15 protein-coding genes are annotated in these 12205 nt (G+C 48.8%); 4 read left to right on the forward strand and 11 right to left on the reverse strand.

The annotated features are described in order from the left end of the window. Positions 1-39 precede the first annotated feature (39 nt). Positions 40-897, forward strand: coding sequence for a transporter substrate-binding domain-containing protein (locus PKO01S_RS03675; RefSeq protein WP_127529944.1), 858 nt, complete (start codon positions 40-42; stop codon positions 895-897). A gap of 93 nt (positions 898-990) precedes the next feature. On the opposite strand, the gene PKO01S_RS03680 is transcribed toward PKO01S_RS03675, so the two are convergent. After that, the gene (locus tag PKO01S_RS03680) at positions 991-2448 is read right to left on the reverse strand and encodes a DHA2 family efflux MFS transporter permease subunit (RefSeq protein ID WP_127529945.1); all 1458 of its coding nucleotides are present in this window, start codon (positions 2446-2448) and stop codon (positions 991-993) included. Between the two features lie 212 nt (positions 2449-2660). Between PKO01S_RS03680 and PKO01S_RS03685 the strand changes: the two genes are divergently transcribed. Both PKO01S_RS03685 and PKO01S_RS03690 read left to right on the forward strand, forming a co-directional pair. Then, positions 2661-3314, forward strand: coding sequence for a TetR/AcrR family transcriptional regulator (locus PKO01S_RS03685; protein ID WP_407669623.1), 654 nt, complete (start codon positions 2661-2663; stop codon positions 3312-3314). 219 nt (positions 3315-3533) lie between these two features. Further along, the gene (locus PKO01S_RS03690; protein WP_246070427.1) at positions 3534-4460 is read left to right on the forward strand and encodes an alpha/beta hydrolase; all 927 of its coding nucleotides are present in this window, start codon (positions 3534-3536) and stop codon (positions 4458-4460) included. Positions 4461-4496: 36 nt separating this feature from the next. On the opposite strand, the gene PKO01S_RS03695 is transcribed toward PKO01S_RS03690, so the two are convergent. The 4 genes from PKO01S_RS03695 to PKO01S_RS03710 all read right to left on the reverse strand — a co-directional run bounded on the left by PKO01S_RS03695 (position 4497) and on the right by PKO01S_RS03710 (position 7710). Continuing rightward, positions 4497-4871: a winged helix-turn-helix transcriptional regulator gene (locus PKO01S_RS03695; RefSeq protein WP_127529947.1), complete on the reverse strand. Its 375-nt coding sequence runs from the start codon at positions 4869-4871 to the stop codon at positions 4497-4499. Between the two features lie 150 nt (positions 4872-5021). Next, positions 5022-5885: an RNA polymerase sigma-70 factor gene (locus PKO01S_RS03700; RefSeq protein ID WP_127529948.1), complete on the reverse strand. Its 864-nt coding sequence runs from the start codon at positions 5883-5885 to the stop codon at positions 5022-5024. After that, on the reverse strand, positions 5863-7242 hold the full coding sequence (locus PKO01S_RS03705) for a phytoene desaturase family protein (RefSeq protein ID WP_281278826.1): 1380 nt from the start codon (positions 7240-7242) through the stop codon (positions 5863-5865). The genes PKO01S_RS03700 and PKO01S_RS03705 overlap by 23 nt, the downstream gene beginning before the upstream one ends. A gap of 42 nt (positions 7243-7284) precedes the next feature. Beyond that, positions 7285-7710 (reverse strand): winged helix-turn-helix transcriptional regulator, encoded by a 426-nt coding sequence (locus PKO01S_RS03710; RefSeq protein WP_127529949.1) that lies wholly within the window; start codon positions 7708-7710, stop codon positions 7285-7287. A 91-nt stretch (positions 7711-7801) separates the two neighbouring features. Between PKO01S_RS03710 and PKO01S_RS03715 the strand changes: the two genes are divergently transcribed. Beyond that, the gene (locus tag PKO01S_RS03715) at positions 7802-8275 is read left to right on the forward strand and encodes an SRPBCC family protein (RefSeq protein WP_127529950.1); all 474 of its coding nucleotides are present in this window, start codon (positions 7802-7804) and stop codon (positions 8273-8275) included. Between the two features lie 106 nt (positions 8276-8381). Here PKO01S_RS03715 and PKO01S_RS03720 read toward each other — a convergent pair whose 3' ends face one another. The 6 genes from PKO01S_RS03720 to PKO01S_RS03750 all read right to left on the reverse strand — a co-directional run bounded on the left by PKO01S_RS03720 (position 8382) and on the right by PKO01S_RS03750 (position 12149). After that, positions 8382-8819, reverse strand: coding sequence for a hypothetical protein (locus PKO01S_RS03720; RefSeq protein WP_407669622.1), 438 nt, complete (start codon positions 8817-8819; stop codon positions 8382-8384). 12 nt (positions 8820-8831) lie between these two features. After that, positions 8832-9404, reverse strand: a complete 573-nt coding sequence (locus PKO01S_RS03725; RefSeq protein ID WP_127529952.1) for a hypothetical protein — start codon at positions 9402-9404, stop codon at positions 8832-8834. 53 nt (positions 9405-9457) lie between these two features. After that, on the reverse strand, positions 9458-10336 hold the full coding sequence (locus PKO01S_RS03730; protein ID WP_407669624.1) for an alpha/beta fold hydrolase: 879 nt from the start codon (positions 10334-10336) through the stop codon (positions 9458-9460). Between the two features lie 314 nt (positions 10337-10650). Beyond that, positions 10651-11118 (reverse strand): phage tail protein, encoded by a 468-nt coding sequence (locus PKO01S_RS03740; RefSeq protein WP_127529954.1) that lies wholly within the window; start codon positions 11116-11118, stop codon positions 10651-10653. Between the two features lie 24 nt (positions 11119-11142). Then, a complete protein-coding gene (locus PKO01S_RS03745; protein ID WP_127529955.1) occupies positions 11143-11622 on the reverse strand; it encodes a GyrI-like domain-containing protein in 480 nt (159 codons plus the stop codon). A gap of 104 nt (positions 11623-11726) precedes the next feature. Then, entirely contained in the window at positions 11727-12149 is a 423-nt protein-coding gene (locus PKO01S_RS03750; protein ID WP_127529956.1) for a DoxX family protein, read from the reverse strand. Positions 12150-12205 lie beyond the last annotated feature (56 nt).

Genomic DNA, 12205 nt, shown 5'->3' on the forward strand with positions numbered 1-12205 from the left:
TTATTTATACACAAGACAAAGAATAAGGAGTGAAGAGAAATGAGAAAGATGATTGCAGGGGTATTAAGCGTGCTCTTATTAGCAGGACTTATCGGTTGCTCCTCCAACAACAACGACAAAAGCAGCGCAGAAGCATCCGGTTCCATTGCCGCGATCAAGAAAGCCGACACGATCAGAATCGGTATCTTCGCCGACGATGCTCCATTCTGCTATCAAGACGCGGACGGCACTTTCAAAGGCTACGACGTGGAATTAGGGAAACGAATCGCCAAGGAACTGCTCGGCGACGAGAACAAAATCACTTGGGTCGTCGTCAATCCAGCCGACAGAATTCCGTACTTGCAGACGGATAAAGCCGACTTGATGCTTGCTGACTTCACGGTGACGGAAGAACGCGCCAAGAGCGTCGACTTTACGCTGCCGTACGAGAAGGTGTCTCTGGGCATCGTCTCCAAGGAAGGCTCGCCAATCCAATCGGTCGACGATCTGAAAGGCAAGACGCTGGCCGTCAATACGGGCACGACCGCAGACTCCTACTTCACGAAAAATTACCCTGACGTGAAGTTGATCAAAATCGACGCCATCACGGACGGCTATCAAGCGCTCATTACGGACAGAGCCGTCGCCTTCGCGCAAGACAATACTCTGCTCCTGTCGTGGGCGAAGAAAAACCCCGGTTACACGGTCGGCGTAAAAGAGCTCGGCAACAAGGACTTCATCGCCGGCGCCGTCAAGCAAGGGAACAAAGAGCTGTTGGATTACGTGAATGATCTCATTAAGGGCAAGCTGAAAGACGAGAACTACTTCCACAATCTATACGAGACGACGCTGAAGGACAGCTTCCCGGCCGACTTCACGGCGGATCAGATCGTCATCGAAGGCGGAGTTACGGATTAATGGTTGCAGCTCGAAGCCAATAAGAAAGCCGGACCGATAATCGGTCCGGCTTTCCGTCTGTTTAATGGATAAATAATTGTGTCTGCCGCCGCCTTAATGGCCTGCGTCCATGACGACAGTCGGATGGGCCGCTGGCTCCTTCATCGGCCGCTTAAGCGTGAACGCCAGCAGCAGCCCCGCTGCCGCAATGACGGCAATCAGTACATACGCATTGTGAAACGCGTGCGACATCGCCTCTGGAACCGGCGTCTCGCCTTGGTTCGAATAATGATTCGTACGGTTAACGAGCAACGTCGTCAAACCCGCTATAGCGAACGACCCGACGACTTGCTGGGCGGCGCTTGTCAACGAGGTGACCTTGCCGACCAGTTCCTTGGGAGCTGTCTGGATTAAGTGCGTATTCAAGGCGATGAAGGACATTCCCGTTCCGAACCCGATCAGCGCACGCGGAGCCAGGAACAACCACGGGCTATCGCTTGGATCGATGAGCGAGAACAAGTATGCGCCAACCGTAATCAAGATTAAGCCACCGATTACCAACGGACGCGCGCCGATTCGGTCGAACAATCGTCCGCTGAACGGCATCATGGTCGCGGAGGCCAGCGCCTGCGGCAAGGTCCATAATCCTGCCTCGAACGCGCTCATTCCCATCAGACGCTGCATGAAATACGGGATAGCGAAGATCAACCCGAACATGGTGAACTGCATCACCCATTGCACCATAATCCCGCGGGTAAACTGCATAGACCGGAATACCCTAAGCTCCAATAAAGGCTCTCTCTTTCGTCTGAGCTCGACGACGACAAACAAAATCATGGCGACGGCGCCTACGATTAGACCGGTGATCGTCTTCGCGGAAGACCACCCCTCTCCCGCTTCGCTTAACCCGTATGACAGTCCGCCAAAAGCGAATGGCGCAAGTGCGATGCCCGCGTAATCGAGCGATACCGACGCCTTTCTTGGGAGACTCGGCAATGACAGGATGCTCATGATCACGCCGGCGATACCAACCGGAATATTGATGAGGAAAATCCACTGCCAATTCACATAGTCGACCAGATAGCCGGATACGACCGGACCAAGCGCCGGAGCAAGCAGGACCGGTACTCCCATCATGCCCATAATTTTGCCGACCGACTCGGGAGGGCTGATCCGGTAGGTCATCGCGAAGGCGATCGGCATCACCATCCCGCCTCCTAAGCCTTGCATGATGCGGAAGGCGATCAGCTGCTCCGCCGTGCCCGCGAACGCGCAAAGGATCGAACCGACCGTGAACAAGATAATCGATACGATGAACGTCTGCTTTGCCCCGAAACGGTCGGAGAACCATCCCGCCATCGGAATGACGACGGCCTGAGCAAGCGAATAGCCGGTAATGGTCCATTGAATAAGGCTCAATGAGCTATGCAGATCGTCTGCGAGTACCGGAATGGCGACATTGACCGCCGTCGTATCCAATATGACCATGAACAACCCGACGACAATCGCGATTAACGGAGCAAGAAGCGAACGAACCGGCGGGGGTTCGTTGGCATGGACTTCTGCGGACATGTGAATCTCCTCCAAGCATAATCATTTTCTTGCCAATAAAATAACACACACCTCTATACAAAGTAAACTAAATATATAAAAAAAGTTCAGTTCGTACATGTCGTTTGAAAATCCCGCGATATGTTTTATACTTAAGTTGGTCATTCAGGAGGTGCTGCGAAATGTCAGAAGTCGAATGCGACCCGTTATTCGAGAAAAGGGAAAAGCTTGTGATGCGCTTAATGCCCTACGTCAACAAACACGGCTTCAGCTCGTTGAAAATGGATGATGCGGCCAAATATATGGATATCAGTAAAGCAACAATGTATAAATATTTCGCCTCGAAAACCGAGATCGCGGAATGTCTCATTGATAAATTCGTCTTGTACGTGTCGAATCAAATGTTGGCGGAGGCTCCACCGGCCATGTCGCCAGGGCCGCTCTCGCAGCCGTCCGCTGAACAACTGAAATTTTACAACGAATCTTTTGCCCTAGCGTTTAAGCTCACGATTAAACTGTCGTTCTACTTAACGGACGTCCTGCTTCAGGATTTGAACGGGACCTATCCTGACTTGTCCGTCAAGCTTGCACAAGCCGTAGACCTGTGCAAGAATAAGCTCGCCGACTACTTCGACAGCGGCATTGCGATTGGCGTATTCTATCCGATCAATGCGCGCATTTATTTGACCCAAGTGGATCTCGTCTTCCGAAAGCTATTGGATCCCAAATGGTTGATGCTGCAGAACATGACGATGAAGCAGGCTCTAATGGACTTCTACAAGACGATGAAGCATCAGGTGTTCTATGAGAAATGGATGGATGAAGACGATTCCGCGATCAGTCTTTATTTTGATTCTTTGATTGCGGGAATGCGTGCGTTTGATTAAGAAGAGCCTCCTTCGTTGAAGGAGGCTCTTGCTATTTCCGATTCATTTAGTTTTTGTTGTTCCATGAGTTAAGGGTAATCCATTTCTTCCCGTTGCATAAGGAGGCACTTTAAAGTGGCCTGACTACTTAAAAGTGCCTTCTTCCGCATGCCGCAAAGTTAAATTACGATGATCTCACGGAACCAACATTAGCAACGCCAAACGAAATGAGAAGAGGTAATGATGATGAATGTTCAAATGCCTGAAGCAACCAAACGATTTCTGAGCGATATTGCGGGATTCCCTCCTCTGCACACGATGTCTCCGCAGGAAATCCGCAGCGTCGTGGTGGCTAATGCCATCTCCGACAATATCGAGTTGGCAAGTACAGAAGATATCCCGTTAGAAGGTCCGCATGGAAGCCTCACGGTCCGTGTCTATCGACCCCAGCAGTTGGACGCAGCGCTGCCTGTCATCGTGTTCTTCCACGGCGGCGGATTCGTCTTCAACCGAATGGAACATTACGATCCGATGTGCGGCAAGCTGGCTCAGGCGACGGGCCACGCCGTCGTCTCGGTTGACTACCGCCTGGCGCCGGAGTCGAAATTCCCTGTTCCGGTTGACGAAGCGATCTTCGCGGTTCAATGGATGTACGATCATGCATCGGAGTTAGGCTTCGATCCTTCGAAGATGTCCGTTGCAGGTGAAAGCGTAGGAGGGAACCTTGCCGCCATCGTCGCGCAGCAGGCTGTACAACGGGGCACATTCTCAATCGCTTATCAGATTCTGCTTAATCCATTAACGGATTGGGTCGGGGATTACGAATCAAGACGCACCTACGCTTCCGGGTACTTCCTTGAGACCGCTCTGCTCGAATACTGCGCAGGACACTATCTGAATTCGGACGCCGAGAGAACCGATCCGCTTGCTTCCCCTCTGTACGGTGACGTTGCCGGAGTAGCCCCTGCCCTGATCGTGACCGCAGAGTACGACCCGCTTCGTGACGAAGGTGAGCGATACGCCCAGAAACTGATCGAGAACGGTATCCCGGTGAAGCTGAAACGTTACTCCGGCATGATTCATACGTTCTACGCCCTGACGGATGTGTTCGAGGATGGTCATGACGTATACTCGCTAATTAGCAAGGAGCTCCGGAGACATTTATAAAAAAAAAGAGCCTAGCCATTGGCCAGCTCGGCAAAGTTATACGTTCGCTTGGTCAAAAGCCATTCTCGCTTGCCGGACGGAATCATAATGGGCATCGGTCCATTGATGCAAGACCCGCATGGGCTCGATTAACGTTAAGCCTAATGGTGTCAGTTCATATTCAACGGTTGGAGGGACGGTAGGATACACATGGCGGACAACAAGGCCGTCCCTCTCCAACTGCCGTAAGGTCTGGGTTAACATTTTCTGCGTAACGCCCTCTATCTTTCTCTTCAGATCGCTGTACCTTCTCTTACCGAATTCCAGCTCATAGAACACGAGGACTGTCCATTTGCTAGAGACAACCTCCAGCGCTCTGCGATAATGGCAAGGCGATTCCACCTCGGGGGACATGCCACCGAACTCGCTCATACAATCCACTCCTCCGTGTAAGACCGATATCTTCCTCGGACTATTATGGGAATGATTGTAATCTATGCAATAAGCGGAGCACAAGTCAAACCTTAATGACTATATTCGCCTTCCATAACGTCTCTGCTAGCTTTCTGTCGCTGGCGATGGTTACAGATGTCTTAGTTTATCGGGGTTCGCTACGGAATAGATGGTCTGAATTTGATTATTGCGGAAAGCAAATGAATAGATATATTGCGTGTCTTCGTTTAAGATAACACGAATCCCCGGCAAGCCATTCACTGTGAGGAAAGCGAAGCTGAATTTCCCCTCATGCATCTGCAACAGGTTCTGATGCAGCTTGATCACTTTATCTATACCGACAACCGGAACCTGCGCCGCCCTGACTTTGCCTCCGCCATCCGCATAGAGCACCACGTTCTCGCTTACCAATTCAAGCAGCTTCGTTGTATTCCCTTGCATGAGCGAATGAACGAAATCTTTGATCTTCCCTTCCGCCACCGAGATCGATGGGGTCGGATCCGGATCGAAATGGATGCTCTTTTGAGCACGATGGAAGATTTGGCGGCAGTTTGCGCTGCTTTTTCCAATCGTCCCGGCAATCTCATCAAATGAATAGTGAAAGATCTCCCGGAGCAGAAACACAGCTCTCTCCACCGCGTTCAGTTGTTGCAGCAGCAACAGATAAGCCGTTGATATGGACTCGCGCTGCAAATAGGCTTGGGAAGGATCGGAGTCCGATACCCCCCTGTCAATCAAAGGCTCCGGAAGCCAAGGCCCGACATATAATTCCCGTTTATGTGCGGATGAGCGTAGAAGGTCTAAACAACGATTCGTCACGATTTTATACAGAAAGGCTCTCTCATTATGAATCGCTGCCGAGTCCGGCAATTGATCATAAGCGAGGAATGCTTCCTGTACGATGTCCTCCGCATCCATGACACTCCCCAGCATCCGATATGCTAATGAGAAGAGCTGGGTTCGATACGTTTCATACAATTCTTCTATATGCATCCTTGGGCTTCCCCTCTGTATACTCGCGAGCAAGTATGCACTGTACCGCTCTCTTGGCGCTAGCTGTCGCGGCGTCGACCAGAAGTTCTCCGTGCGATGCCCATTCTCCTGCCACATACAATCCGGATATCTCCGGAACAGCAGGTCCTGGCTGCTGGCGTCTCATATGCAAGAAATCATGGTAAACCGTAATACGAGGCAGATATTGCTTCGCAACCAATTCGTCCCGCCAACCCGGCTGTACTAAATCAAGAGTTTGTTCTAGCTCATGCAAATCCTTATCCGGGTTCTTCTCCTCTCCCTGATACTTGATCACGGATATGACTTGAGCGCCATCATCACTCAGGCAGGCCGCGCGGGATTGATTGCTGAGAAAGACCGTTTGATCGATCCCATAAATGAATTGCTGCTTCGGTTTCGGGAGGCGCCGCAAAGCGACATCCAAACAAGCGGCAGTGATCTCGATGGCCTGTTCTCTCCAAGCATGAAGCGAGGTTGCTTCTGCGTTCGTCACCAATTGGTGGGCGACGGCAGGAGGTGCGGTGAGGATGATATTCTTCGCCTCGACTAGCGTGCCCTCTTCGCATCTAACATGCTGTACGGCTCCATCGCGATGCTCGACGGCAACAGCTTTCGTGCTCGTCATCATCGTTACTCCATTTTTAATTGCGATTTCTCTCAGTTCATCTATAATGGTTCCCCAGCCTCGATCCAGGTACAACACGCCTTGAAGGGAATTTTGGAGCTGTTTCAATACCGGACCGGCAGCCTGCATGTCTGGAGCCGCCACATAACTCGCCGTACGCAGCAGAGAGTAGAATAAATTCCGTACCATAGGATCATAGAACTGGCTTTCAATCCACTCGCGCAGACTGATTTGATCATAGCGGTGGGTATCCATCTTTCCCAATTTCGCTAACCAAGAGCCAAGCTCTATCTTGCCTCTCCAAGATAAGAGGGGGGTTGTGAGCAGTGATTTAACGCTCATAGGCAACGTAAGCAATTTCCCCTTCCATATCCCATACGCATCGATTGAAGGTTGATTACCTTGCAGACTCAGACCCCATTCACGAAATGTTGCAAGCGCATCTCCGTGATACAGGGCATGCCCGCCTAAGTTAAAGTAAGCCCCCTTTTTCTTATTGGTAACAGCCCGGCCTCCTAGACGCTCCTGCTTCTCAATCACAATCGTTTGTTTTCCCGCTTTGGCTGCATAGATAGCTGCCGTTAACCCCGCCACTCCTCCGCCCACAACTGCGATGTCATAATGTTGCATCATCATCATCCCTTTCGACTTGGTACCCGTATGACGGGGAGCGGAAGCGGAATGTGACAGAATCAAAAAAGAAATTTGCAAACAAAAAGCTCCCATCCCCACCTTAGCAGTGGTTCTGGAAGCTTATTGGCTTATATTCGGGTTAACATCATCGAAATTTTGCAAAAGGCGCATCTCCAGCCCTTTCTCGTCAGCTTGTAGTTCTTGCATGATCGGAATAGTCATATCGGTATTGGGGTTGTATTTCAGCCCCCAGTGCATAATGGCGAAAACAACCGGAAACAGGTCGAGCGCCTTTTGTGTGGGCCGGTACATGGTCTGCGCGCGGTTTGAATCTCCTTCTATCTTGACGAGCAGGCCTGCCTCGACGAGTGATTGGAGCCGTGCGCTCAAAATATTAGTGGAGATATGCTCCCGTGAAGCAAGAAACTCGCGGTAATGCCGCTTGTTATGAATAAGGACGTCACGAAGTATGATTAGGCTCCAGGGATCGCCCCATATGTCGAGCGCATATACGATTGGACAGACGGTGGAAGGTCGCTTCTTCATAAGCCCAATTATACGATCTGTACTTGCATTTTGCAAGTACGTAATCTATACTTGATGTGCAGTTAACAAATATTGGGAGGGTGTTCTCTGGATGAGTCAAGGTTACAGCACTTTTTTCAAGGTAGACCAAAGCCCCGAAGAAGTTTTCGCCGCCATCAATAACGTCCGCGGATGGTGGTCAGAAGAAATTGAGGGCAAGACCGACGAACTTGGTGTATTTAAGTACCATCACCAAGACATTCACCGCTGCACCATCGAAGTCACCGAACTTGTTCCAGACCGTAAGATCGTTTGGCACATTGCAGACAACTACTTTAACTTCGTAAACAATAAGAGCGAGTGGACGGGTACCGACATTGTCTTTGAAATCACCGAGAAGGACGGCAACACCGAAGTTCGATTTACGCACGTAGGTCTCGTTCCCGCGTATGAGTGCTTCGCCGTCTGTACGGACTCCTGGGGCATCTACATAAACGGCAGCCTTCGCGACTTGATCACCAAGGGTAAGGGCCAGCCCAACCAAAGCGAGCAAATTGCAAACAAACATGGCATACAGAACTCTTAGAGCTGACTTGCCATAGATACCGCGCCGTCTGCGGAAAATTTTAGGGCCATCCTTGTCGGATGGCCCTTTCTCTGATTTCGCAGCTATTGTAATCCGTCCGCCATACTCAATCCGATATCCAATCATTGAAATGCTCGGTTACAAATCGAATCTCGCGCTCATAATGAGCCAGGTGTCCCTCATCAATCATGTGTTGAAAGGCAAGATTCCCTTCGGCAGCACCATTGCTCAACGTATCACACATGGTAGTCAATCGTTGAGTAATCCACTGACGCAAATCTACGAGCGTCTCATCCGACCACATGTAAGGCTCAAGTTCAGGATAATCGTTTCCTGGGACCTCCCCGGGAATGAATGTTACGATTTCACGATCAGAGTCGTCGATTCCAACAAATCTTGGTGCTCCCTCGAAGCCTTGCTTCTCTAGATGTTTAAGCAGTTGATGAACGCACGGGCTCCAATAACCAGTGGGACGGAGAACCGTATTGTCCTTACGGACAATGTGATTAACGTTTCCGCCCTTTAACACTTCCTCCGAAGTCACTATGCCTCACCCTTATTTACCATCAATTTGTATTACTGATTCCGCTATTCCAACTAATACATCCGCTGTGACTTGATTTCCCATTCGACTATCTACTGATAAGCGATACTGCCATCCGTTTTTTTCGAATACTATGGTGTTAAATCCCCCCATTGTATTTGGGGTTCTAGTAGTAAAATAAATTGCTTCACTACCGTCATTCATTTTGTACTTGATCTTTCTTCTATTTGATTTCCCAAAGTCGATTTTCTGCTCAGTTGGTCTTATATCGATATTATAGTGGTTCTTGCCCTGCGCTTCATGTAGGTATTCTATTTGAAGTTCATCGTTGTAATTCCCCTTGTCGTGTACACATCTAGCTAAGTGATGAGTAAATCGCATGGGCGGTAATTTGATCGGTAATTGAAGTTCTCGTTGATTAAGCGCTTCGCATTCCTTTAATGCTTCCCCAACTGATTTATACCCGATTTCAAGATAAGGTTTCTCGAATGGAGGAGCATCATTCTGAGTGTCCGCACCTATCGCATACGTCTTGGCTGTAACCAAACCGAACACGAGTAAACCCATTAGAAAAATTCGCTTCATAGACGTTAGAGCCACCTTTTTGTCACGGTTATTAATAACCGTCTTTCTCCGCATCAGGTACAAATGTAAACCTGTCCAACCATGTCCAGAAATTCAAGAAGCTGATGCTGCATTTCTGCGGAGCCCTTTCCGATCCAAATCAAGTGCCCCCATATATCAAGTAGAGATAGCTTTGCATTGGGAATATGATGTTGCGCATAATAGGCATGTTCCACTAGCACCGACGCATCGTTCACGCTATGCATAATTAGTGTAGGGCATCGAATGGCAGACAAATCGGAACGGCGTACATGGCTTGTTTGTGTTAAATCAATCATGAAACCATGCCCTGATCTCTGACGATCGATCATTCTCTTGAACTGCTCTTTATCGTTACCGCTGATTTGGGGCCATACCTCTCTAGGTTGAAGCTTACTGAAGGAAGATAACAGTTTACCAAAAAGATAGTCAGGAAAAAGATGATTCACGAATCGGGTCATTTGCCAGACATACTTCTCTATAGGCGGACGGAACAGAATTTGAGAAACCCTGTATATTCGGTCTCCAGGGGTCAACCAATCATGTGTAACTGCTGATTGCAGGGTAAGACTTCTCACCCGCCGCGGATATCTGGATGCAAAATGAATTCCGCTGGGACCGCCTGCGGAAATCGCTATCACATGAACCTGGGTAATCTTCAAATCATCCAATAGTTCTAAGTACGCTTCGCACGCTGTGATCATATTTGCACCAAGCTCTTTGGAGGTCTTGCCATAGCCCGGCCTAGAGGGTGTAATGACTGAATATCCCCGGCTCGTGAGTTCACGATAACCCCATTCTTCCGTACAACTCGAATGACCGCCATGCATGATAAGGATTGGCTCCCCCAGACCGGTAATGGAATATTCCAGGTTTAAGGCTTGTTTGGTCATGAAATCGTCCATTTTCCTTATCATTATGGCCCTCCAAAAATGAAATCAAATTCATTATTAATGCTGAGAAAAAGTCATGTTTCGTGAATGCTTCCTGCCAATGTCTATTGTTGTATTGTTCCATATGCATGGTAACATCATCCGCCGGCATCTTATAAAACTGCGGCAGATGCGTTCAAAAGAATCCGGAGTAGGCGCACAAATAAAACGCTGATATTACTCTCGGCCGCTCCTCCGGCCTAGGCAGCTGTCCAGCAACCCTTAATGCTGCTTGGAACGACCAACCGGCTCCTCACATAATAAAGACACCCCAACGGGTGCCTTAGTTGATTGCTTCAATATTCCCCCTTAATGACGAAGAACGAACCTCGAATTGTCCCAGCTAGCTTGGACTTCTGTCTTGCGAATTTGAACTTCTTCTCTTCCAACTCCTTGGGTACTTCCATCTCCTCAGAAAGCTTAAATCCAACGGCCCGCTTCTTAGGATCATCCACCGTATACATGACGTTGACCGCTAACCCATCTTCATAAAAAACATAGGCAAATTGAATATTTTCCACTTGAAAACGCGATGTTTCTAGAGGTTGGGCCGCAAACTCAATATCCCGTTCCTCTTTCAGAATTCGGTTCACATAATCAAGCGTCTCCTGGCTTTCGCCAGCTGGTACAACCGTAAATTCATGCTTGTATTTGTTCATAAAGTAACGGGCTTCATTAGCACGTAAACCAGCAAGCGCTTCTGCTACTTGTGAAGACTCCAGACCAACCGTAGACACATTTTTAAAGTCAACGATAGCGTACATCCTCATTCCTCCTACTGAACTCGTTTAATTTTTTACAACCGGAACCCACATTTCACCATATACCAAGCCGTCTCGCTGCCCCATCCCAACCGTTGCATTAGGCCCGCCAACATAGGCGTAATTATCGGCTGCTGGCAAAGCTTGACCAAAGGCAATGCCAGTTAGCATACTACTCAACTCATCAGCCGACTTCCCTTCACCTTTAACGACGAGGTATTGTCCTTTAGGGAATTGAATCACTCTGTGTTCTTCCGGTATCGATGAATTTGTCATGACGCCAGCATAATACATCATCTTCTGATTTACCGCTTCGTTTACGGCAAAAATATAGTCGTTCGCAGCAATAGCCTTTAACGTATCAAGCCTTCCATCCTGCTCCACTGCCCGCCAAAAGTTTTCCTTCTCCTTGTTCATGCCGGCATAATCCGTGTAATCGCTCTTCAGCTCCGTTCCAATACCAAGAACGATAAAGCTGTCTTTTTCCTCAAAGGTATACGTTCCCATTTTTCCAGCTCCTTTTTTTTGAATGGATCTATTGATTTGATACTCGAGCTAATTATAACTATATATCGTGTCAAAATGTGGTACGTCTTTATTATTTCACTCCATTAGAGTCTACGGCTTTTCGGACGAAGCGCCCAGGAGGCGATGCCAAGCGCGGCATAGACAAGCGGAAGAACAATATGGAATCCACCATCGCCGTAATCATTAGCGAACGCATGAGACAAGGCCGCACCCGTCATTAGAAAAAAGATACCGCTATAAGCCCATTCCTTAAGCCGGGGAAAACCTGGCATGACGATCGCAATCACGCCAAGCAATTTCCAAGTCCCGAGAATGCTCGTGATATATAACGGGAAACCAATATCGGTCACTAAATCGACATTGCCACCATATCGCATCAATTGCCCGATCCCGCTTAATGCAATAGAGAATGCGAGAATGATGGTGACGGTCCAATAAGCGGCCGTCCTTCCAATAGAGCGGGATTCAACCTTCGCAATTTTTTCATTACCTGTAATCGTACTCATACCCATTCCTCCTTTGATTTAAATCATTTGTTTTTTCACTTGATGGGTTTATAATA

The organism is Paenibacillus kobensis NBRC 15729, from assembly GCF_004000825.1.
In the GTDB taxonomy this organism is placed as follows: Bacteria; Bacillota; Bacilli; order Paenibacillales; family Paenibacillaceae; genus Paenibacillus_T; species Paenibacillus_T kobensis.

Excerpts from the sequence above, each read along its gene's own strand:
- PKO01S_RS03675 (WP_127529944.1), top strand. The coding sequence starts at position 40 with ATGAGAAAGATGATTGCAGGGGTATTAAGCGTGCTCTTATTAGCAGGA.
- PKO01S_RS03680 (WP_127529945.1), bottom strand. The coding sequence starts at position 2,448 with ATGTCCGCAGAAGTCCATGCCAACGAACCCCCGCCGGTTCGTTCGCTT.
- PKO01S_RS03685 (WP_407669623.1), top strand. The coding sequence starts at position 2,661 with ATGCGCTTAATGCCCTACGTCAACAAACACGGCTTCAGCTCGTTGAAA.
- PKO01S_RS03690 (WP_246070427.1), top strand. The coding sequence starts at position 3,534 with ATGATGATGAATGTTCAAATGCCTGAAGCAACCAAACGATTTCTGAGC.
- PKO01S_RS03695 (WP_127529947.1), bottom strand. The coding sequence starts at position 4,871 with ATGAGCGAGTTCGGTGGCATGTCCCCCGAGGTGGAATCGCCTTGCCAT.
- PKO01S_RS03700 (WP_127529948.1), bottom strand. The coding sequence starts at position 5,885 with ATGCATATAGAAGAATTGTATGAAACGTATCGAACCCAGCTCTTCTCA.
- PKO01S_RS03710 (WP_127529949.1), bottom strand. The coding sequence starts at position 7,710 with ATGAAGAAGCGACCTTCCACCGTCTGTCCAATCGTATATGCGCTCGAC.
- PKO01S_RS03715 (WP_127529950.1), top strand. The coding sequence starts at position 7,802 with ATGAGTCAAGGTTACAGCACTTTTTTCAAGGTAGACCAAAGCCCCGAA.
- PKO01S_RS03725 (WP_127529952.1), bottom strand. The coding sequence starts at position 9,404 with ATGAAGCGAATTTTTCTAATGGGTTTACTCGTGTTCGGTTTGGTTACA.
- PKO01S_RS03740 (WP_127529954.1), bottom strand. The coding sequence starts at position 11,118 with ATGTACGCTATCGTTGACTTTAAAAATGTGTCTACGGTTGGTCTGGAG.
- PKO01S_RS03745 (WP_127529955.1), bottom strand. The coding sequence starts at position 11,622 with ATGGGAACGTATACCTTTGAGGAAAAAGACAGCTTTATCGTTCTTGGT.
- PKO01S_RS03750 (WP_127529956.1), bottom strand. The coding sequence starts at position 12,149 with ATGAGTACGATTACAGGTAATGAAAAAATTGCGAAGGTTGAATCCCGC.